This window comes from Burkholderia sp. KCJ3K979, from assembly GCF_016759955.1.
GTDB classification, from domain to species: Bacteria; Pseudomonadota; Gammaproteobacteria; order Burkholderiales; family Burkholderiaceae; genus Burkholderia; species Burkholderia orbicola.
This window is the reverse complement of sequence record NZ_JACFYV010000116.1, coordinates 1-20,316: the sequence shown is the minus strand read 5'-3', so window position 1 is coordinate 20,316 and position 20,316 is coordinate 1. Positions and strand designations below refer to the sequence as shown.

The 20,316-nt window shown below is 67.6% G+C and carries 19 protein-coding genes; 10 read left to right on the top strand and 9 right to left on the bottom strand.

The window, feature by feature from the left end; translation table 11 throughout:
* Together H3O04_RS22365 and H3O04_RS22360 are read right to left on the bottom strand one after the other, a co-directional pair.
* Nucleotides 1-925, bottom strand: a 925-nt coding sequence (locus H3O04_RS22365) for a LysR family transcriptional regulator (protein ID WP_202588469.1), incomplete at its 3' end; no start/stop codon positions are given.
* 176 nt (nt 926-1,101) lie between these two features.
* On the bottom strand, nt 1,102-2,076 hold the full coding sequence (locus tag H3O04_RS22360) for a GlxA family transcriptional regulator (protein ID WP_202588468.1): 975 nt from the start codon (nt 2,074-2,076) through the stop codon (nt 1,102-1,104).
* A 114-nt stretch (nt 2,077-2,190) separates the two neighbouring features.
* On the opposite strand from H3O04_RS22360, the gene H3O04_RS22355 reads away from it, so the two are divergent.
* The gene (locus H3O04_RS22355) at nt 2,191-2,874 is read left to right on the top strand and encodes a DJ-1/PfpI family protein (RefSeq protein ID WP_202588467.1); all 684 of its coding nucleotides are present in this window, start codon (nt 2,191-2,193) and stop codon (nt 2,872-2,874) included.
* Between the two features lie 73 nt (nt 2,875-2,947).
* Complete coding sequence (locus H3O04_RS22350) at nt 2,948-3,259, top strand: cupin (protein ID WP_011546132.1); 312 nt, start codon at nt 2,948-2,950, stop codon at nt 3,257-3,259.
* 58 nt (nt 3,260-3,317) lie between these two features.
* Here H3O04_RS22350 and H3O04_RS22345 read toward each other — a convergent pair whose 3' ends face one another.
* Nucleotides 3,318-3,602 carry a PAAR domain-containing protein gene (locus tag H3O04_RS22345; protein WP_006477906.1) on the bottom strand — a complete coding sequence of 95 codons (285 nt, stop codon included), beginning with the start codon at nt 3,600-3,602 and terminating at the stop codon, nt 3,318-3,320.
* 583 nt (nt 3,603-4,185) lie between these two features.
* On the opposite strand from H3O04_RS22345, the gene H3O04_RS22340 reads away from it, so the two are divergent.
* Complete coding sequence (locus H3O04_RS22340) at nt 4,186-5,073, top strand: LysR family transcriptional regulator (RefSeq protein ID WP_027807638.1); 888 nt, start codon at nt 4,186-4,188, stop codon at nt 5,071-5,073.
* Nucleotides 5,074-5,330: 257 nt separating this feature from the next.
* On the top strand, nt 5,331-8,438 hold the full coding sequence (locus H3O04_RS22335; RefSeq protein ID WP_027809779.1) for a transglycosylase domain-containing protein: 3,108 nt from the start codon (nt 5,331-5,333) through the stop codon (nt 8,436-8,438).
* A 42-nt stretch (nt 8,439-8,480) separates the two neighbouring features.
* On the opposite strand, the gene H3O04_RS22330 is transcribed toward H3O04_RS22335, so the two are convergent.
* The gene (locus H3O04_RS22330; RefSeq protein ID WP_202588466.1) at nt 8,481-8,828 is read right to left on the bottom strand and encodes a GFA family protein; all 348 of its coding nucleotides are present in this window, start codon (nt 8,826-8,828) and stop codon (nt 8,481-8,483) included.
* 147 nt (nt 8,829-8,975) lie between these two features.
* Between H3O04_RS22330 and H3O04_RS22325 the strand changes: the two genes are divergently transcribed.
* Entirely contained in the window at nt 8,976-9,221 is a 246-nt protein-coding gene (locus tag H3O04_RS22325) for a DUF1272 domain-containing protein (RefSeq protein WP_006483256.1), read from the top strand.
* A gap of 28 nt (nt 9,222-9,249) precedes the next feature.
* Here H3O04_RS22325 and H3O04_RS22320 read toward each other — a convergent pair whose 3' ends face one another.
* On the bottom strand, nt 9,250-9,933 hold the full coding sequence (locus H3O04_RS22320) for a FadR/GntR family transcriptional regulator (protein ID WP_034175645.1): 684 nt from the start codon (nt 9,931-9,933) through the stop codon (nt 9,250-9,252).
* Nucleotides 9,934-10,079: 146 nt separating this feature from the next.
* On the opposite strand from H3O04_RS22320, the gene dgoD reads away from it, so the two are divergent.
* On the top strand, nt 10,080-11,228 hold the full coding sequence (gene dgoD / locus H3O04_RS22315) for a galactonate dehydratase (protein ID WP_202588465.1): 1,149 nt from the start codon (nt 10,080-10,082) through the stop codon (nt 11,226-11,228).
* A 142-nt stretch (nt 11,229-11,370) separates the two neighbouring features.
* Here the strand turns inward: dgoD and H3O04_RS22310 are convergent, their stop codons facing one another.
* Nucleotides 11,371-12,303 (bottom strand): CopD family protein, encoded by a 933-nt coding sequence (locus H3O04_RS22310; protein WP_012329179.1) that lies wholly within the window; start codon nt 12,301-12,303, stop codon nt 11,371-11,373.
* A gap of 390 nt (nt 12,304-12,693) precedes the next feature.
* Between H3O04_RS22310 and H3O04_RS22305 the strand changes: the two genes are divergently transcribed.
* The 3 genes from H3O04_RS22305 (at nt 12,694) to H3O04_RS22295 (ending at nt 16,371) form a co-directional block, all read left to right on the top strand.
* A complete protein-coding gene (locus tag H3O04_RS22305) occupies nt 12,694-13,458 on the top strand; it encodes a c-type cytochrome (RefSeq protein ID WP_006477898.1) in 765 nt (254 codons plus the stop codon).
* A gap of 19 nt (nt 13,459-13,477) precedes the next feature.
* A complete protein-coding gene (locus H3O04_RS22300) occupies nt 13,478-14,776 on the top strand; it encodes a c-type cytochrome (protein WP_006477897.1) in 1,299 nt (432 codons plus the stop codon).
* 137 nt (nt 14,777-14,913) lie between these two features.
* The gene (locus H3O04_RS22295) at nt 14,914-16,371 is read left to right on the top strand and encodes a DEAD/DEAH box helicase (RefSeq protein WP_202588464.1); all 1,458 of its coding nucleotides are present in this window, start codon (nt 14,914-14,916) and stop codon (nt 16,369-16,371) included.
* Here H3O04_RS22295 and H3O04_RS22290 read toward each other — a convergent pair.
* The 3 genes from H3O04_RS22290 to H3O04_RS22280 all read right to left on the bottom strand — a co-directional run bounded on the left by H3O04_RS22290 (nt 16,365) and on the right by H3O04_RS22280 (nt 19,737).
* Nucleotides 16,365-16,871: a hypothetical protein gene (locus H3O04_RS22290; protein ID WP_023476261.1), complete on the bottom strand. Its 507-nt coding sequence runs from the start codon at nt 16,869-16,871 to the stop codon at nt 16,365-16,367. The two genes, H3O04_RS22295 and H3O04_RS22290, sit on opposite strands and share 7 nt — an antisense overlap.
* A gap of 70 nt (nt 16,872-16,941) precedes the next feature.
* The gene (locus tag H3O04_RS22285; protein WP_011546143.1) at nt 16,942-17,769 is read right to left on the bottom strand and encodes a ferritin-like domain-containing protein; all 828 of its coding nucleotides are present in this window, start codon (nt 17,767-17,769) and stop codon (nt 16,942-16,944) included.
* A 327-nt stretch (nt 17,770-18,096) separates the two neighbouring features.
* Nucleotides 18,097-19,737, bottom strand: a complete 1,641-nt coding sequence (locus H3O04_RS22280; RefSeq protein ID WP_202588463.1) for a gamma-glutamyltransferase family protein — start codon at nt 19,735-19,737, stop codon at nt 18,097-18,099.
* 211 nt (nt 19,738-19,948) lie between these two features.
* Between H3O04_RS22280 and H3O04_RS22275 the strand changes: the two genes are divergently transcribed.
* Nucleotides 19,949-20,316 (top strand): DeoR/GlpR family DNA-binding transcription regulator (locus tag H3O04_RS22275; protein WP_202588462.1); only part of this gene is annotated, 368 nt, incomplete at its 3' end.

Genomic DNA, 20,316 nt, shown 5'->3' with positions numbered 1-20,316 from the left:
TCCCCCGCCAGTTCTCCCCGCCCTCCAGCGCCGGCGTCGACTCGAACACCTCCGCGATCCAGTCGGCGAACACGCGCACCTTCTGCGACAGATGCCGGTTGTGCGGGTAGACGATCGAGATCGGTTTCGGCTTCGGATTGCTGTCCGGCAGCACCTCGACGAGCGAGCCGTCGAGCAGGTGCGGCAGCACCATGAACAGCGTCGGCTGGATCATCCCGAAGCCTTCGAGCCCGCACGTCACGTACGCGTCCGAATCGTTGACCGTGACGCTGCCGTTCATCCGCACCTCGAACGGCTTGCCGTCGATCATGAACACCCACGGAATCGCCCGCGCGCCGTGGCTCGAACGAAAATTCACCGCGTGATGCTCGACGAGATCGGCAATCTCGTTCGGCTCGCCGTGACGGGCAAGGTAATCGGGCGACGCGCACGTCACGCGCTTGAGCATCCCGATGCGCCGCGCGACCATCGACGAATCCTCGAGCGGCCCGACCCGGATCATGCAGTCGATGCCCTCCTCGACCGGATCGACGTAGCGGTCGGACAGCCCCAGCTCGAGCGTGATGTCCGGATAGCGCTGCCGGAAGATCGACAGCGACGGCAGCACGACGCGCCGCCCGAGCGAACTCGGCATGTGGACGCGCAGCACGCCGCTCGGCTTGCGGTTGCCGGCCTGGAAACTCGCGTCGGCCTCGGCGATCTCCGCGATGATCTTCATGCAATGCTCGTAGTACGCGGCGCCCTCCGGCGTCAGCGACAGCCGGCGCGTGGTCCGGTGCATCAGGCGCACGCCGAGCAGCGCCTCGAGATTCTGTATGATGGTCGTCACCGATGCGCGCGGCATCGCGAGCGTGTCGGCCGCGCGCGTGAAGCTGTTCGCGTCGACCACGCGGGTAAAAACCTCCATTGCCTGGATGCGGTCCATGCTGCTTCCCCCTTCGAATCGCCAACGGGACAGAATAGAGCGCGCGGCGGGCGCCGCACAAGCCCCCGCCTATTGTTCTCCGATCCTGAATAGTTTCGACACTTCGGACTGGAAACCGACCGGTTTCCGTTCAGTCCCGGGTAGCGGCCGCGGCGGCCCCGCTCATTCGTTGCACGTCACCGCACGAACCGCTCGCGATATCCCTGCGGCGATACGCCCAGCATGCGCACGAAACTGCGCCGCAGCGTCTCCTCGGAACCGAAGCCGCAACGCCCGGCGATCCGCTTGACGGGCCATGTCGTTTCGCCGAGCAGGCGTTGCGCGGCCTCGACACGGATCTGCTCGACCGCGCGCGCGGGCGTGCGGCCGGTTTCCGCGCGATAGTGGCGCACGAAACTGCGCTCGCTCATGCTCACACGCTCGGCGAGCGCGGGCACCGACAGGTCGGCCGTCAGGTGCTCGGCCATCCACGCGTGCAGCTCGCCGAACCGGTCGGCGGTGCGCTGCATCGACAGCATCGTGCTGAACTGCGCCTGCCCGCCCGGACGCTTCAGGAATACGACGAGTTCGCGCGCGACGTCGAGCGCGGTCGCCCGCCCGAGATCCTCCTCGACCAGCGCGAGCGCGAGATCGATGCCCGCCGTCACGCCGGCCGACGTCCACAGCGCGCCTTCGCGAATGAAGATCGGGTCCGGCTCGACGCGCACGCTCGGGTAGCGCGCCGCGAATTCGTCGCAGCGCGCCCAGTGCGTGACCGCGCGCCGCCCGTCGAGCAGGCCGGCCTCGGCGAGCAGGAACGCGCCGGTGCAGACCGACGCCACGCGCCGCGCGCGCCCGGCCTGCTGCCGCACCCAGCGCACCACCCGCGCGTCCTTCGACGCCGCGTGCACGCCCTTGCCGCCGGCGACGATCAGCGTGTCGGGACGGCGTGCGGCCGCACGCAGCGACTCGGCCATCACGACGAGGCCGGACGACGTCTCGACGGGCCCCGCTTCGACGGCCACGACGCGCGGCGCATACGGCGCCGGCTGCCCACGCTCCAGCGCGAGCTCGTTGACGGACGCGAACACCTGCAACGGGCCCGTCACATCGAGCAGTTGCGCACGGGGAAACGCGAGGACCAGGATCGAACGCGGGGCGGCGGCAGGCATGGCGATTGGCTGAAAACGTGGGTGATATGGCAATTTCGCCAAACACTACGCGCCTAGAATCGACCTGTCCATCCCGTGCCGAACGGCGCGCCCCTTCCCTCTCGGAGCCTTCGCATGACCCTGCATATCGGCCTTCTCGTCTTTCCGGGCGTCCAGCAACTCGACCTCACCGGCCCGCACGACGTGCTCGCGTCGCTGCCGGACGCAACCGTCCATCTGGTGTGGAAGTCCCGCGACGCGGTCGCGTCGAGCAGCGGCCTCGCGCTCGCGCCGACCTGTACGTTCGACGACTGCCCGCCGCTCGACGTGATCTGCATCCCGGGCGGCAACGGCATCAACGAGCTGCTGCTCGATGCCGAAACGATCGCGTTCGTGCAGCAGCGCGCGGCCACCGCGCGCTACGTGACGTCGGTCTGCACGGGCTCGTTGCTGCTGGGCGTGGCGGGCCTGCTGCGCGGGCGGCGCGCGACGACGCACTGGGCGTTCCACGCGCTGCTCGAACCGCTGGGTGCGATACCCGTGCGCGAGCGCGTCGTGCGCGACGGCAACCTCGTCACGGGCGGCGGCGTGACGGCCGGCATCGACTTCGCGTTGACGATCGCCGCGGAGCTGGTCGGCGACGAAGCCGCGCAGGCGATCCAACTGCAACTCGAATATGCACCCGCGCCGCCGTTCGACGCGGGCTCGCCCGACACCGCGCCGGCCGCGGTCGTGAAGCGCGTCACCGAACGGACGGCTGCCGGCTTCGCGAAGCGCAAGCAGATCATCGAGCAGGCGCTGCGCGCCACGTCGCGCTGAATGCGGAACGGGAGATGCGGATGTCGGAACAATCACTGGAAAGCAGCGCACGCGCGTGCCGGAGAACACCTCGATGAACATCATCCGGAGTGCCGCATTCACGGCGGACCGCGCGTGGGGCGCCCTCGACATCGCGACCCTGAACGGCATCACGGTGCGGCTGCACTGGACCGACGAGCCGTATCGCTGGCATGTGAACGACGGCGAGGAGGTGTTCGCGGTGCTCGACGGCCGCGTCGAGATGCGCTACCGCGAAGCGGGCGTCGAGCACGCGACGGTGCTCGAAACGGGCGATGTCTTCCATGCGACGGTCGGCACCGAGCACGTCGCGCATCCGCTCGGCGCCGCGCGCATCCTCGTGATCGAAACCGAAGGCAGCGTCTGACGGCGGGCGTCGGGGTCTCGATGTCGCGCGGCTGACGGGCGCCGCCGCGCGGCGAAGGTCACCCCGAGATCGTCCCGGTTGCCTGCGACGGGATCAGTTTCGGTAGCGGCGTGCACTGGCACTGGCACAGGTCGTGTTCGAGCGCGACGACCTTGCCCATCACGGTCATCGTGCGCTCGCCGCCGTCCGATACGATCACGCCCGGCGACTTGCACGCCGCGCAGAACACGGCTGCGCCGAGATACGCGAGTTCGCGCCCGTCGAACGACGAATTGGCGATCCCTTCGAGCACGACGCCGCCGTGATCGGTCGTGTCGCCCTTCAGAATGAATTTGCGGCTCATGATGTCGGTTCTTCCCTCGGAAACGCCGCGCAACGCAACCGCGCACGGGCATCGTGAAACCGCCCGTCGGTCGCGGGCGTCCCGCGAGCATATCACCGCTCGCCGCGGCCGCGACACGTGCCTTCCGCATCGGCCGCTCGCTCCATCAGGTATTCGCCGCGCATGGCGATTCGGCGCCACGGCGTGTTCACGCGCCGCGATGCGCCGAACCCGATCGCCTGCGGCTACCCGATCCACTGTTCCGTCGAGGCTCGTGCCGGCACGATCGCGCGACGTTGCCATGGCGACAGGGACGTATCCGGTTCGGCATCCCGTCGCATCAATAATGTCTGATGCTTTAACCCAAAAATTAGCCTATATTTTCGTACAATTACTAAATACAAATACATCAAAAAGGTTTAATAGCAATTCACCTCGAATCATTCATTCGACGCTCCTCGCATCTCAAAACCCATCATTCTCCGACCGTTCGCATACCCGATAAATACGCGGCTCCACAATAAACATTCATGAAAACAGGCCGTTAAAATTAAGCAAGCCGATAGATAGAATTCAATCAACGCTTTCTGTTTATCGATAAAAAATGGACGAACTCCTACCGATGCGACTATTCGTCAAGGTCGCCGAACTTCGCAGTTTCGCGCGCGCCGCCACGGAACTGAACATCTCCAACTCATCGGCCACCCGCCTCGTCATGAGCATCGAGGACCGGCTCGGCGCACGCCTGCTGAATCGCACCACCCGCAGCCTGTCACTGACCGACGCAGGCCACCTCTATCTGGCGCAGATACGTCACGTGATCGACGAAATCGACCGGGTGGAGGACACGATCGCCTCGATGCATCACGAACCGATCGGATCGCTGAAAATCGCCGCGCCGGTCATGTTCGGGATGCACGTGCTCGCACCGGCCATCGATGCGTTCAAGATGCGCCATCCGGCCATCGTGCCGGAAGTCACGATCGTGGACCGTCACGTCGATCTCGTGTCGGAGGGCTTCGACGTCGGGCTGCTGCTGTCCCAGCACATCAGCAACAACACGCTGGTGAAGCGCCCGCTCACGCGGCTCAAACAGCTCGTCTGCGCCGCACCGCAATATGTCGAGCGGCATGGCACGCCCGCGCATCCGCAGGATCTCGCGTCGCACGCCTGCCTGGCGTTCCATGCCGATTTCATGGGCGAATACCTGTCGTTCGATCACGACCAGACGCGCATCACCGTACGCCCGAACAAGTCCGCGTCGTCGAACAACGTCGGGCTGATCCGGAACTGGGCGCTGTCCGGCATGGGCATCGCGGTCCTGCCCGACTTCCTCGTCAAGTCGGATCTCGACGACGGCCGGCTGCTCGCGCTGCTGCCCGGCTATCGGCTCGAGGCCCTCGAGATGAACGTCGCGTACCCGAGCCGCCGGCACTTTCCGCGCAAGGCCCGACTTTTCGTCGATCACCTGATCGACCATTTCGTCAGTTGAATGCAGGACGGCATCGCGCACGATTTTTCATGCCGATTCGCCGTCGCCCGCTCGAGTCGCACTCGCCCCGCGCCTGGCCGGAGCGGCGCGCCGGCAGGCGCTCTCACGGCCGTCGACCCGTCGCCCGGCGGGTATGGGCACGCCTGTTGCGCCGGCGCATCTCGGTAGTCGACCGCTCTTGGCAGCCCGCCGCGGAGGACTACACTAATCCTTAATGGGGTGCGGCCGGATAACCGCGCCCTCAGGGAGACGCCGCCATGAATCGGCCGCTGAATCGTATCCTGCCGCGCGTGACCGGTCCCGCCTCGGTGTGGACGTGGGTCAAGTGGTCCTTGCTCGCCGCACTGCTGATCGCGCTCGCGATCGTCGCGCGGCTCGTGCAGACCGAGATCGAAACCTCCCGGCTGCAGGCGCGCTACCTGTCCGAGCTCACCCGCGACGTCGGCTATACGGTCGAGGCGGGGCCGAGCGATCACATCCGCTTCCCCGCGAACGGCCCGTACGACCAGCGCTTCGGCTATGCGATGATTCCCGCGTTCCAGCAGCGGCTGCTCGCGCGCGGCTTCGTCGTCAGCGAGCAGGCGCGCGATTCGCAGCGGATGCTGGCGCTCGGCGAGCGCGGGCTGTTCCTTCCTTATGAAGAGAAGGACCAGACGGGCCTGATGCTGTTCGATTCGACCGGCTCGCCGCTGTTCGCGACCGTGTTTCCACAGCGCGTCTACGCGGACTTCGACACGGTGCCGCGCGTGATCACCGATTCGCTGCTGTTCATCGAGGATCGTTACCTGCTCGACGGGAACGAACCGAACCGCAACCCGGCGATCGACTGGGGACGCTTCAGCCGCGCGCTCGCCGACCAGGCGCTGCACGTCGTCAACCGCCATCAGGCGCGCCCGGGCGGCAGCACGCTCGCGACGCAGATCGAGAAATTCCGCCATTCGCCCGAGGGCCGCACCGCGACGCCGCCCGAAAAGCTGCGGCAGATCGCGTCCGCGTCGGTGCGCGCCTACCTGAACGGTCCGCAGACGATGCTCGCGCGCCGCACGATCGTCGTGCGCTACCTAAACTCGGTGCCGCTCGCCGCGCGGCCGCACGTGGGCGAAATCACCGGCATCGGCGACGGTCTCGCCGCGTGGTACGGCCGCGACTTCAACGACGTGAACCGCATCCTCTCCGCGCCGACGACCGGCGACAACGTCGACCAGCAAGGCAAGACGTTCCGCGAAGTGTTGTCGCTGCTGATCGCGCAGCGCGCGCCGTCGTACTTCCTCAACCGCGGTTATCCGGCGTTGCAGAAGCTGACCGACAGCTACCTGCGGCTGCTGTCCAACGGCGGGATGATCTCGCCCGCGCTGCGCGATGCCGCGCTCGCCGCGCAGATCGAACGCAGCGCGCCGCCGGCCGCCGCGCGCGTGCAGTCGTTCGTGTCGCGCAAGGCCGTCACCTCCGCGCGCGCATCGCTGCTGTCGGCGCTGGGCATCAGCGACCTGTACCAGCTCGACCAGCTCGACCTGCAGGCCACCAGCACGCTCGACAACGGCGTGCAGCAGGCGGTCGCCGAGCGGCTCGCGCGGGCGTCGACGCGCGACGGCGCGCAGGCCGCCGGCCTGTACGGTTTCGAGATGCTCGCGCCGAAGGACGATCCGTCGCACCTCACGTACAGCTTCACGCTGTACGAGCACCGCAACGGCGCGAACATGCTGCGCGTGCAGACCGACAGCGTGAACCAGCCGTTCGACGTGAATCGCGGCGGCCGCATCAACCTCGGCTCGACCGCGAAGCTGCGCACACTGATCACGTACCTGCAGATCGTCTCCGACCTCCATGCGCGCTATGCGAACCTGTCGAACGCGGAGCTGGCGCGCGTGAAGCCCGATCCGATCGACGGACTGTCGCGCTGGGCGCTCGACTACCTGTCGCATACGCGCGATCGCTCGCTGCAGGCGATGCTCGATGCGTCCGTCGAGCGCAAGTATTCGGCGAGCCCGGACGTGTTCTACACGGGCGGCGGCGCGCAGGTGTTCTCCAACTTCGAGAAGTCGGACAACGGCCGCATCCTGACGCTGCACGCGGCGTTCGAGCACTCGGTCAACCTCGTGTTCGTGCGGCTGATGCGCGACATCGTTCACTATGAAACGCTGCAGGCGGCCGGCCCGTCGTCGTCGTGGCTCAACGATCCCGCGCAGCGCCAGCATTACCTGCAGCAATTCGTCGACGGCGAAAGCCAGGTCTACGTGAAGCGCTACTACACGCGCTATGCGGGCAAAGCGCCCGACGACGCGCTCGCGCTGATGCTTCGCGACGTACGCAAGTCGCCGCCGAAGCTCGCGACGGTGCTGCGCAGCGTTGCGCCGAACGAGTCGCTCGCGTGGTTCGCCGCGCAGATGCGCGCGCAACTGAAGGGCACGCCGGCCGCGACGCTGTCCGACGACGATCTCGCCGCGCTCTACGCGAAGTACGCGATCGACCGCTTCAACCTCAACGACCGCGGCTATATCGCGAGCGTCCATCCGCTCGCGCTGTGGACGCTCAACTACCTGCGCGCGCACCCGGGCGCGTCGCTCGCCGAGGTTCAGCGCGACAGCCGCGATACGCGTTTCTACACGTATTCGTGGCTGTACAAGACCCGCTACCACGCGACGCAGGACCGGCGCATCCGCCGCATGGTCGAGCTGCGCGCGTACGCGGAGATCACGAAGTCGTGGCGCGCGCTCGGCTACCCGTTCGCGGAAGTGACGCCGTCCTATGCGGCCGCGATCGGTGCATCGGGCGACCAGCCCGACGCGCTCGCGAAACTGATCGGCCTGATCGCGAACGGTGGCCAGAAGGCGCCGACCGAGACGATCACGCGGCTCGATTTCGCGAAGGGCACGCCGTACGAAACCCGTTTCGTGCGCGCGGCCGCCCAGCCGCAGCCGGTGCTGTCGCCGGAGATCGTCAACGTGGCGCACACGCTGCTGCGCGACGTCGTGCTTCACGGCACCGCGCGCCGCCTCGCGGGCGGGCTCACGCTGCCGGACGGCAAGACGCTCGACGTGTACGGCAAGACGGGGACGGGCGACCAGCGCTTCAACGTCTATGCGCGCGGCGCGCGGCTGATCGAGTCGCGCAAGGTCAACCGCAGCGGCACCTTCGTGTTCGCGATCGGCGACCGGTTCTTCGGCGTGCTGACGGCGACCGCGCACGAACCGTATGCGGCGCGCTACGACTTCACGAGCGCGATGGCCGTGCAGTTGCTGAAGTCGATGGCGCCGGCGCTCGCGCCGCTGATCGAACGCCCGGCCGACGCCGGCACGCGTACCGCGGGGCCGGCGCCGCAGGCGGAAACGCCTGCGGCGAATGCAGCGGCCGTGCAACCTTCCTGACCGCCTGATCGTGGCGCATGGGCGCTCGCACCGGCGCGCCGCTCAGTGCGAGCGGCCGTCGTAGTGCGTGACAGGCAGCGCGTCGAGGTCGACGCCGTCGAGGCAGCGCACGTTGATCGCAGCCATCGCGGTGCCCTTCGGATCGACGCCCTCGCCGAACGCGTGAATCCCGCAGCGCTTGCAGAAGCGATGCCGGATCACGTGCTTGTTGAACATGTAGGTGGCAAGATTCTCGTCGGAGGTCAGCAGCTTCATGTGGTCTCGCGGCACGAACCACATCAGCGCGCCCTTGCGCCGGCAGATCGAGCAGTTGCACGCCATCACGCCCTGCAGGTCGCCTTCCGCCTCGAACGTCACGTCTCCACAATGACAGCTTCCGCGATAAAGCATGGTCGTCTCCCGGTGCAGCCCGTGCACATCGCCGGCGCCCCGGCGGGACACCGTTGGCCGGGCCGATCCAAACGCGTACAGTAGCGCTCGCATGCGCCGCCCGCAATGTCCGGACGGCGCCATCCCTCACCGACTCAGGAGACCGTCATGCTCGAACTGCGCCCCGGCTGCGAATGCTGCGACAAGGACCTGCCGCCCGATTCGGCGGAAGCACGCATCTGCACGTTTGAATGTACGTTTTGCGCGACTTGCGCGGACGACGTGCTGAAGGGCCGCTGCCCGAACTGCGGCGGCGACCTGGTCGCGCGCCCGCGGCGGCCGGCGAGCCTGCTCGCGAAGTACCCGCCGTCGACGGAACGGATCCACAAGCCGGGCGGCTGCGCGAACGCCTGACGGCACCGGCGCCGCCTGCCCGCTTCCGTCACGACATCTCGATCCGGGCACGCGTCACCGCGAGCAGCGTCGCCATCGCGCGGCGCGCGCCGTTCTCGTCGCGCACGCGAATCGCGTCGCTGACGGCCGTATGCTCGGCAAGCGACGCGTTGTACACGTCCGCCCGGCGCGCATTCAGCTGCAGTTGCGCCTCGAGCGTGCGATCGATCAGCGCGCCGAGCGGCACCAGCAGCTCGTTGCCGCCGGCCTCCAGCACGCTCAGGTGAAAGCACAGATCGGCGCGCACCCATTCGTCGACGTTGCGCGCGGCGGCCATCGCGCGCACCGCGCCGTCGATCGCGTCGAATGCTTCGGGCGTATGGGTGCGCGCGGCCAACGCGGCCGCGTGCGGCTCGATCATCTCGCGCATCTCCTGCAGCTTCAGCGCGAATGCGAGCGGCGGCGCGACACGCGCATACCAGTCGAGCAGGTCGGCATCGAGCAGGTTCCACGCCCGGCGCGGCCGCACGCGCGTGCCGACCTTCGGCCGCGATTCGACGAGCCCCTTCGACGTCAGCGTGCGCAGCGCCTCGCGCATCACCGTGCGGCTCACGCCGTACATCTCCATCAAGTCGGGTTCCCTCGGCAGCAGCGATTCGGGCGGATAGTCGCCGCGCAGGATCGCCGTCGCGAGCCGGAAGGCAGTCTGTCCATGCAGGTCGCGTTGAATGATCGTTCTCCGTCGGGCGAACTGCCCACTATCTGCACATTAATGCTATTAATACTATTTTTTATTCGACTACGCTAGGATAACCGCGAAAGCACGGATCGTGCGCCGCGCCCGCGCGGGCGCGCCGGTCAATCATGGAGACTCGCGTCATGAAAATCACCCGCCTCGAAACGTTCGTCGTCCCGCCCCGGTGGCTGTTCCTCAAGATCGAAACCGACGAGGGCATCATCGGCTGGGGCGAGCCGGTCGTCGAAGGCCGCGCGCACACGGTCGAGGCCGCCGTGCAGGAACTGGCCGACTACCTCGTCGGCCGCCACCCGCTCCTGATCGAGGATCACTGGCAGGTGATGTACCGCGCGGGCTTCTACCGCGGCGGCCCGATCATGATGAGCGCGATCGCGGGCGTCGACCAGGCGCTGTGGGACATCAAGGGCAAGCATCACGGCGTGCCGGTGCACGCGCTGCTCGGCGGCCAGGTGCGCGACCGCATCAAGGTGTATTCGTGGATCGGCGGCGACCGGCCGAGCGACGTCGCGAACAATGCACGCGCGGTAGTCGAGCGCGGCTTCAAGGCCGTGAAGATGAACGGCTCCGAAGAGCTGCAGATCGTCGACACCTATGACAAGGTCGAACAGGTGATCGCGAACGTCGCGGCGGTGCGCGACGCGGTCGGCCCGCACGTCGGGATCGGCGTCGACTTCCACGGCCGCGTGCACAAGCCGATGGCGAAGGTGCTCGCGAAGGAACTCGATCCGTACAAGCTGATGTTCATCGAGGAGCCGGTGCTGTCGGAAAACGCCGAGGCGCTGCGCGACATCGTCAACCAGACCAACACGCCGATCGCGCTCGGCGAACGGCTGTACTCGCGCTGGGACTTCAAGCACATCCTCGCGGGCGGCTACGTCGACATCATCCAGCCGGACGCATCGCACGCAGGCGGCATCACCGAGTGCCGCAAGATCGCGACGCTCGCGGAAAGCTACGACGTCGCGCTCGCGCTGCACTGCCCGCTCGGGCCGATCGCGCTCGCCGCGTGCCTGCAGCTCGACGCGGTGAGCTACAACGCGTTCATCCAGGAACAGAGCCTCGGCATTCACTACAACCAGGGCAACGACCTGCTCGACTATCTGCGCAACCCCGAGGTGTTCCGCTACGAGGACGGCTTCGTCGCGATCCCGCAGGGCCCGGGGCTCGGCATCGACGTGAACGAGGAGAAGGTGCGCGAGATGGCGAAGACGGGACATCGCTGGCGCAACCCGGTGTGGCGTCACGCGGACGGCAGCGTCGCCGAGTGGTGATGAACGCGTGAGATAAGAAAGAGGCGTTGCGCGGCATGCGCCGCGCGAGGCGTTCAACACGGCCGCCCCGACAGGGCGGCCGTTCTTGCATCTGCGGCGCGGCGCGCGCCGGCGCCCTACACTATGCCGCCCCGTTCGGTCGTCAGCCGAGCGCCGCGAACCCCGGCACGCTGAACGACAGCACGGCCGCCGCGACGAACACGCCGATCATCGTCATCCCTTCGAGATGCAGGATGTTGCGGAACGTGTGCGCGTCCTCGGTCGATGCAGTGCGGCGCAGACGCGGCAGCGCCGAGAAGCGGTTGAGCCCGCCGAGCACGAGCGCGAGCGCGACGAGCAGCAGCTTCAGCAGCAACACGCGCCCCCACGTGCTGCCGTCGAGCGGCGCGAGCGAGCCGCCGAGCCCGCGGATCGCGTTGAGCACGCCCGTGCCGAGCACGAACACGACCGCGACGATCGACGTGCGCGACAGGTGCTGGCCGATGCGGATCAGCGCGCCGCGCGCGACCGACGTCCCCAGCGCGGGCAGCACCGCGAGCCCGCCCGCGAGCACGAGGCCGCCCCATACGGCGGTGGCCAGCAGGTGCAGCGTCTGCACGCCGACCGCCGCGGACAGCACGCCGCTATCGGCCGCATGGCCGAGCGAGGCCTTGCCGGCCGCGACCACGATCACCGCGAGCCACAGCACCGCATGCGCGAGCGGGCCGTCCGGCTTCGCGAGCGCGACGAACGCGAGCACCACCGCGCCGGCGAACGCGACGCTCCACGCGAAGCCCGTGTGCGTCTGCATCAGCATCACGGGAATCGCGGCGAACGCGCCGCCGAGCCCCGCGCCGCTCATCGCCGCGGCCTCGTAGACGAGCCAGCCGAGATCGGCGAGCACCAGCGCCAGCGCCGCCGCGACCAGCGAATGTTGCGCGCGCAGCCATGCGGGGTGCGACGGCGCGACGACCGGCCGCGCGCCGTCCTTGCCGAGCCATGCCTTGAGCAGCGCCGAGCCGACCGCCATCGCGAACGCCGCATCCATCAGCGCCGCGAGCGCGACCTGACCGATCCACAAGCTGTCGAACTTCATCGCGCACACCCTCCCTCGAGCGGCAGGCCGGCAGGGCGGCTGCGAGGGGACGGACAGCGGGACGGACAGCGTGAGGAAGGCAACGGCACGGTAGAAAACGTCATCGATGAATCCGGAAACGGGAGAAATGACTGGACCTGCGGCGGAGGCGGCGCCGCGCGACCCGCGAGTGTACGGTCTTCGATGGTGAAAACGCACGCCGGTTCACACGGCCCCACCGCAATGCGCGTCAAATTGTCGCAAGTCGCAAACAGACAGGAACCGATGTCCTTTCGTCAAATAGCCGTCATTACCCATCGATGATAGAATGCCGCGTCGCAGCAGCCCGGCTGTCCTGCCGTCCATGCGCCGAGCCGATCGTAGCCCGGACAAGGTCCCCGACGAATAAACATGGAGTCTCGTGTGTCTTCAAGACGCCTCTTCCGTCCGCTGCTCGCCGTTCTGATGATCGGCGGCGCGGGCCTTATGAGCGCTGCCCAAGCGCAGACCAAGCCCACGGAGCAAGCGCACGCCCAGCAGGCGCCGCTCAAGGCACCCGATACCATGGCCGAGCGCGTGCGCGGCTGTACCGCATGTCACGGCGTCCACGGCCAGGGCACGGACAACGATTACTTCCCGCGTCTTGCCGGCAAGCCGGCCGAGTACCTGTACAACCAGCTCGTCAACTTCCGTGACGGCCGGCGCAAGTACCCGCCGATGAACTATCTGCTGACGTACCTGAACGACGACTACCTGCGCGAAATCGCCGAGCACTTCTCGGCCGAACGTCCGCCGTATCCGACGCCGGCGAAGCCGACGCTGCCGGCCGCGACGCTCGCACGCGGCAAGCAGCTCGTCACGCAGGGCGACCCGGCCCGCAAGCTGCCTGCCTGCGTGGCCTGCCACGGCGCGGGCCTGACCGGCATGCAGCCGGCGATCCCGGGCCTCGTCGGCCTGCACGCCGATTACCTGAGCGCGCAGCTCGGCGCATGGCGCTCGGGCAACCGCCACGCGAAGGCCCCCGATTGCATGCACGACATCGCCGCGAAGCTTTCCGACGAAGACGTGACGGCCGTGACCGCATGGCTCGCCGCGCAACCGGCGCCCGCCAACCCCGTGCCGGCCCCGGCGCGTTCGATGAAGACTCCGCTCGCCTGCGGCAGCGAACCGCAATAAGGCAAGGGAGACAGACACAATGAAACGCAAGTCCCTGTTTGCACTCTCGGCCGTCGCGATCGTCGCGGCTGCCGCCCTCGTGCCGGTCCTGTGGCCGGGCAACGACACGCTGCACGGCGCTGCCGCCGTCGCCGCCACGCCGGCCGATCAGGCCGCGCTGATCAAGAAGGGCGAGTACCTCGCGCGCGTCGGCGACTGTATCGCGTGTCACACCGTGCGCGGCGGCAAGTCGTTCGCGGGCGGCCTGCCGATGGCGACGCCGTTCGGCACGATGTACACGCCGAACATCACGCCGGACGACCAGAACGGTATCGGCAAGTGGACGTCGGACGACTTCTACCGCGCGATGCACACGGGTCGCTCGAAGGACGGCAGCCTGCTGTACCCCGGCTTCCCGTTCGCGAGCTACACGAAGGTCACGCGCGCCGATTCGGACGCGATCTACGCGTACCTGCGTTCGGTCCCGCCGGTGTCGGTGCCGAGCCGTCCGCACGAACTGAAGTTCCCGTTCAACAACCGCAACCTGCTGATCGGCTGGCGCACGCTGTTCTTCAAGGAAGGCGAATACAAGCCGGACCCGACGAAGTCGGTCGAATGGAACCGCGGCGCGTATCTCGTCGAAGGCCTCGGCCACTGCTCGATGTGCCACACGTCGATCAACATGATGGGCGGCCCGGTGAGCTCGTCGGCGTTCGCCGGCGGCCTGATCCCGCTGCAGAACTGGTATGCGCCGTCGCTGACGAACGACAAGGAACTCGGCCTCGGCGACTGGCACGTGCAGGAGCTGTCCGACCTGCTGCAGGCCGGCGTGTCGCAGAAGGGTGCGGTATTCGGCCCGATGGCGGACGTGGTGCACAACAGCCTGCAGTACATGACCGACGAAGATACGCGCGCGATGTCGACGTACCTGAAGTCGATCCCGCAGAAGGCTGAAGCGCCGAAGAACATGCAGTACGAGCCGTCGAAGCAGTTCGGCAACGCGCTGTTCGACCAGGGCAAGAAGATCTACGCGGACAACTGCGCGACCTGCCACGCCGAAACCGGCGCCGGCAAGCCGCCGGCCTATCCGCCGCTCGCGGGCAACCACTCGATCATGATGGAATCGGCGGTCAACCCGATCCGCATGGTGCTGAATGGCGGCTACCCGCCGAGCACGTTCAAGAATCCGCGTCCGTATGGGATGCCGCCGTTCGCGCAGTCGCTGTCGAACCAGGAAGTCGCGGCGGTCGTCACGTATATCCGGATGTCTTGGGGTAACAACGGTACGCCGATCTCGCCGCAACAGGTGAGCGACCTGCGTTCCGCGCCGCTCGACTAAGAAGCGGCTCACACAAACGGGGCGCGGCTGCGGGAAACCGCGGCCGCGCCCTTTTGCTTTTTGGCTGTTTAGCGATGCAGGTTTGCCGCGCGGGCCGCGCGCTGCATCGCCGATCATAAAACTCAAGAGTGGTATCTATGTCTTTCGAATCTCTCGGCCTGGCCGAACCGCTGGTCAAGGCGGTCAACGAGCTCGGCTACACGTCGCCGACTCCGATCCAGCAGCAGGCGATCCCGGCCGTCCTCGGCGGCGGCGACCTGCTCGCCGGCGCACAAACCGGCACCGGCAAGACCGCCGGCTTCACGCTGCCGATCCTGCAACGCCTGCACATGTTCTACGCCGAGCACCGTGGCGCGAAGCGCGCGGTGCGCGCGCTGATCCTCACGCCGACGCGCGAGCTCGCCGCCCAGGTCGAGGAAAGCGTGCGTGCGTACAGCAAGTACCTGAAGCTGCGCTCGACCGTGATGTTCGGCGGCGTCAGCATCAATCCGCAGATCGATGCGCTCAAGCGCGGCGTCGACATCGTCGTCGCGACGCCGGGCCGCCTGCTCGACCACATGCAGCAGAAGACCATCGACCTGTCGGATCTCGACATCCTCGTGCTCGACGAAGCCGACCGGATGCTCGACATGGGCTTCATCCACGACATCAAGCGCGTGCTCGCGAAGCTGCCGCCGCAGCGCCAGAACCTGCTGTTCTCGGCGACCTTCTCGGATGAAATCAAGGCGCTCGCCGACAGCCTGCTCGACTCGCCCGCGCTGATCGAGGTCGCCCGCCGCAACACGACCGCCGAGAGCGTCGCGCAGAAGATCCACCCGGTTGACCGCGACCGCAAGCGCGAGCTGCTCACGCACCTGATCCGCGAACACAACTGGTTCCAGGTGCTCGTGTTCACGCGCACCAAGCACGGCGCGAACCGGCTGGCGGAGCAGCTGACGAAGGACGGCATCAGCGCGATGGCGATCCACGGCAACAAGAGCCAGTCGGCCCGCACGCGCGCGCTGGCCGAGTTCAAGAACAGCACGCTGCAGGTGCTCGTCGCGACCGACATCGCCGCGCGCGGGATCGACATCGACCAGCTGCCGCACGTCGTCAACTTCGATCTGCCGAACGTGCCCGAGGATTACGTGCACCGCATCGGCCGCACGGGCCGCGCGGGCGCGACCGGCGAAGCCGTGTCGCTCGTGTGCGTCGACGAGAAGCAGTTGCTGCGCGACATCGAGCGGCTGATCAAGCGCGAGATCCCGCAGGAAGTGATCGCGGGCTTCGAACCCGATCCGAACGCGAAGCCGGAGCCGATCCAGCAACGCCGCGGGCAGCAGCAACCGCGCGGCGGTGGCGGTGGTGGCGGCAATCGCCAGCCGCGTGCCGGCGGCTCAGGCCAGCCGGCCGCGAAACGCGACGGCAACGCGCAACCGAAGGCCGGGCAACCGAAGGCTGCGCAGCAGAAGGCCGCGAAGCCGCGCACGCAAGGCAGCGCCGCCGGTAACGGCGGACGTCCTGCAGGTGGCGGCAACGGCGCCCGCCCGGCAAGCGGCAACGCCGCGCATCCGAACCGCAACCGTTCGTCGCGCAGCGGCCAGCGCGGTCACTGAAGCCGAGCGGCCGCGCGCCGCAGGTGCTCGATCTGGCGTTGCCAGCGTGCGAGCACCGCGGCGCGCTCCCCTTCCAGCGTGAACGTGACGCCGGTCGCGAGACGCGCATAGCCGACCCGCTGCGCATCGCCGTGCGCGATCGTCGCGGCGAATCCGGCCAGGCCGCCGAAGTCCCCTTCGAGCGGCGCCATCTCCAGTTGCGCCTGAAAGAACGCGCCGTCCGCGACGAGCGTCAACGCGGCCGTGCGCCGTTGCGCGATCGCGCGCGCCGCCCGCGACTGCGGCCAGAGCGCGATCAACAGCGTGCGCGCATCGTGTGCATAGATCTCGCCGACGCCGAGCAGCGTCGTGCGCAACTGGCCGTCGTCGGTCGCGACGATCAGCGACGCGGCGAGGTCGGCATGACGCTCGAGTGCGGTGCCGTCGAACAGCGACACGACGGCGGACGGCCACGCGTCGAACGTCCATTGTTCGAGCGCGTGGCGATGGGTATCGGTCATGATGGCGTGGCCCGGGCGCGGATCGGATGAGGATGCGTCAGCATACGCGCGCCGGGCCGTACCGCGGCGATCAGCGCAGGAAAACGTGCCGCGTGATCTTCGTGAGCGGATAGTGGACGCCCGGCTGGATCTTCGCGGGCAGGTCGAGCGGCTTGAGCAGCATCTTCACGCACATGTCGGCCGACAGGTTGCGCCGCACCAGCGAGTTGATGCGCGCGGCGCGCTCGCGGTTGTACTGGCTGTCGCCGACGCGGTCCGGATAGCGGATCGCGAACACGTGGCGCAGCGCGATCTCGGAATCCTCGTTCTTGATTTCCATCACGCGGCGCGCGAGGGCCCCGAGCACCGCGAGCCGGCCGTTGCCTTCGACCTGGTTGTACTTCTTGAAGAACTTGAAGAAGTGCTTGTAGTGACGCACTTCGTCGGTGCGGATGTTGTCGGTGATTTCCTTCAGCACCGGCTCGTCCGAGCATTCGTTGATCGCGCGATAGAGCGTGGCCGTGCCCGTCTCGACGACGCAGCGTGCGACCATTTCGAGCGCGCGGGTTTTCTCGAACGCCTCGACCGAGCAGGTCTTCGAATACTCGGCAAAGAAATTCGCGAAGGCGGTATCCCAGTCGAACTCGGGCCACACGTGCGCGATGTACGCCTTCAGCGCGCGGCCGTGCTGCAATTCTTCGGGCTCCCATGCATTGTTGAGCCATGCGGAGACTTCCGGATCGTCATTGAAGAATTCGCTCAGATTGCTCGTATAGAGATCCGAGCCGCTCTCGATGAACGACGACGCGCACAGCAGCAGCAGCAGATCCTCGTTCGCGGCCGCACGCTGACGATCGATCCGGTTCAGGTCGATGTCCTCGATACGCCACGGCATCACATGCGTCGTTTTGGTGTCCATGGTAGTGCGCTCCCAGTCGTCGCGCGGAGGCCGGCCCATGCCTGGGGCACAGGCGCCAGCCGATCCGCAGGCGGCGTTTTACTTGCGTTTATAGTGAATCGGTCCGGCCGAACCATCTTGGCATCTTAGCCGGACTTTGATGTTCGTGCTCCAGAGCACTGACCATACCCGACGGGCGCAGTTCCACGGCGTCTGTTGCCGTTCGTTAGATGAGTCCTTCAAACCGCTTGCGTGCGTTCGATGGCAGGCGCCGCGCCAAATGAAAACGGGCGGCCGTCGGGCCGCCCGTGATGCCGGGAAACTGCAAAGGAAGCTGGAAGCGATCCGTCAGAACCCGGCCGCCAGCCCGTCGCGCCGGCTGTCGCTCGCGGCCACGTAGCCGCGCTCAGGATCGTCGGGATCGAGGCGCCAGACGAACTGCCCCGAGCCGAAATCCATGTAAGGATCGTCGATCGACTTGATCGTATGGCCGCGGGCGGCCAGCCCGTCGACGGTCGCGCGGTTCATCGTCGCCTCGACGTCGAGCGTGAAGTCGCGGTTGACCTTCCAGCGCGGCGCGCAACACGCGGCCTGCGGCTGCTGGCCATAGCCGAGCATCCGGATGATGGTCTGCAGGTGGCCCTGCGGCTGCATGTCGCCGCCCATCACGCCGAAGCTCATCACGGCCTCGGTGCGGCCGTTGGCTTCCTCGGTGACGAACGCCGGAATGATCGTGTGGAACGGCCGCTTGCCGCCCGCGACGACGTTCGGCGAAGCCGGGTCCATCGAGAAGCCGTGCCCGCGGTTCTGCAGCGCAATGCCCGTGCCGGGGACGACGAGGCCCGAGCCGAAGCCCATGTAGTTCGACTGGATGAAGCTCACCATCATCCCGCGCTCGTCGGCCGCCGACAGGTAGATCGTGCCGCCGGAATGCGGACGGCCGGCGGCGAAGTGCGTGGCCCGCGCGCGATCGATCAGCTTCGCGCGTTCGGCGAGATACGCATCGTCGAGCATCTGTTCGGGCGTGAGCTCCATCGCGCGCGGATCGGCGACGTAGCGATAGACGTCCGCGAACGCGAGCTTCATCGCCTCGATCTGCAGATGCTGCGAATCGACCGAGTCGACCGGCCATTCGGTCACGCCCGCATGCTCGGCGATGCCGAGCGCGATCAGCGCGGCAATGCCCTGCCCGTTCGGCGGAATCTCGTGAATCGTGTGGCGGCCGAAGCGCTTGCCGATCGGCTCGACCCATTCCGGCCGGTACGCGCGCAGGTCGGCTTCGGTCAGCGCGCCGCCGCCTTCGCGCGCGAAGGCGGCGATCCGCTCGGCGAGCGCCCCTTCGTAGAACGCACGGGCGCCGTCCTTCGCGAGCGTGCGCAGCGTCTGTGCATGACCAGGCAGGCACACGCGTTCGCCGACGAGCGGCGCGCGGCCGCGCGGCATGAAGGTGTCCGCGAAGCCCGGCAGGCCCTGCAGTTCGGGAACGGCCGCGGCCCACTTGTGCGCGACGATCGGCGGCACCGAATAGCCGCGCTCCGCGATCTCGATCGCCGGCTCGAGCAGGTCCGCGAACGGCAGCGAACCGAACTTCGCGTGCAGCGCTTCCCAGCCCGCGATGACGCCCGGCACGGTGACGGTGTCCCAGCCGCGCGTCGGCTTGTTCGCGATGCCGCGCGCATCCTCGCCGTGGCGCTTGCGGAAGTAGTCGACGTTCCAGGCGGCCGGCGCGACGCCCGATGCGTTCAGCCCGGACAACCGCTCGCCGTCCCACACGAGCGCGAATGCATCGCCGCCGAGCCCGCACGACACGGGCTCGACGACCGTGATCGCGGCGGCGGCGGCCAGCGCCGCGTCCACCGCGTTACCGCCCTTCCACAGCATCCGCAGCCCGGCCTGCGCAGCCAGCGGGTGCGACGTCGACACGACGTTGCGCGCGAACACCGGAATGCGGGTCGTCGGATACGGGTTGTGCCAGTTGAAGCCACTCATCGATACCACCTCGTCGAAAGCTGAATGAACGTGCCCGCGCGAGCGGGCAATCCGCCATTGCAGCGCGATCAGCGCCATCGCGCAAATTCATTTGTCACATGAATCCATGCAATTCACGCATGAATTGCGTGCGCCGACGGCAGGCAGGCCGGCCGAACGCCGTTACCGCCCTTACAATACCCGCTCCGTCTCACGACACGACCATCGAGCCATGACCCGAGATCCCCGCCTCACCCTCAACGCGCGTCAGCAGGAATTGCTCGAATGGGTGCAGCGCGACGGCTTCGTGACCGTCGACGATCTCGCCGCGCACTTCGCGGTGACGCCGCAGACGATCCGCCGCGACGTGAACTGGCTCGCCGACCTGAACCTGCTGCGCCGCTACCACGGCGGCGCGAGCCTGCCGACCAGCTCGGAGAACGTGTCGTACACGGCGCGCCAGCGGATGTTCCACGACGAGAAGCGGCGCATCGCGGCGCTCGCGGCGTCGCACATTCCCGACCAGGCGTCGCTGTTCATCAACCTCGGCACGACGACCGAGGAAGTCGCGCGCGCGCTGAACCGCCATCACGGGCTGCA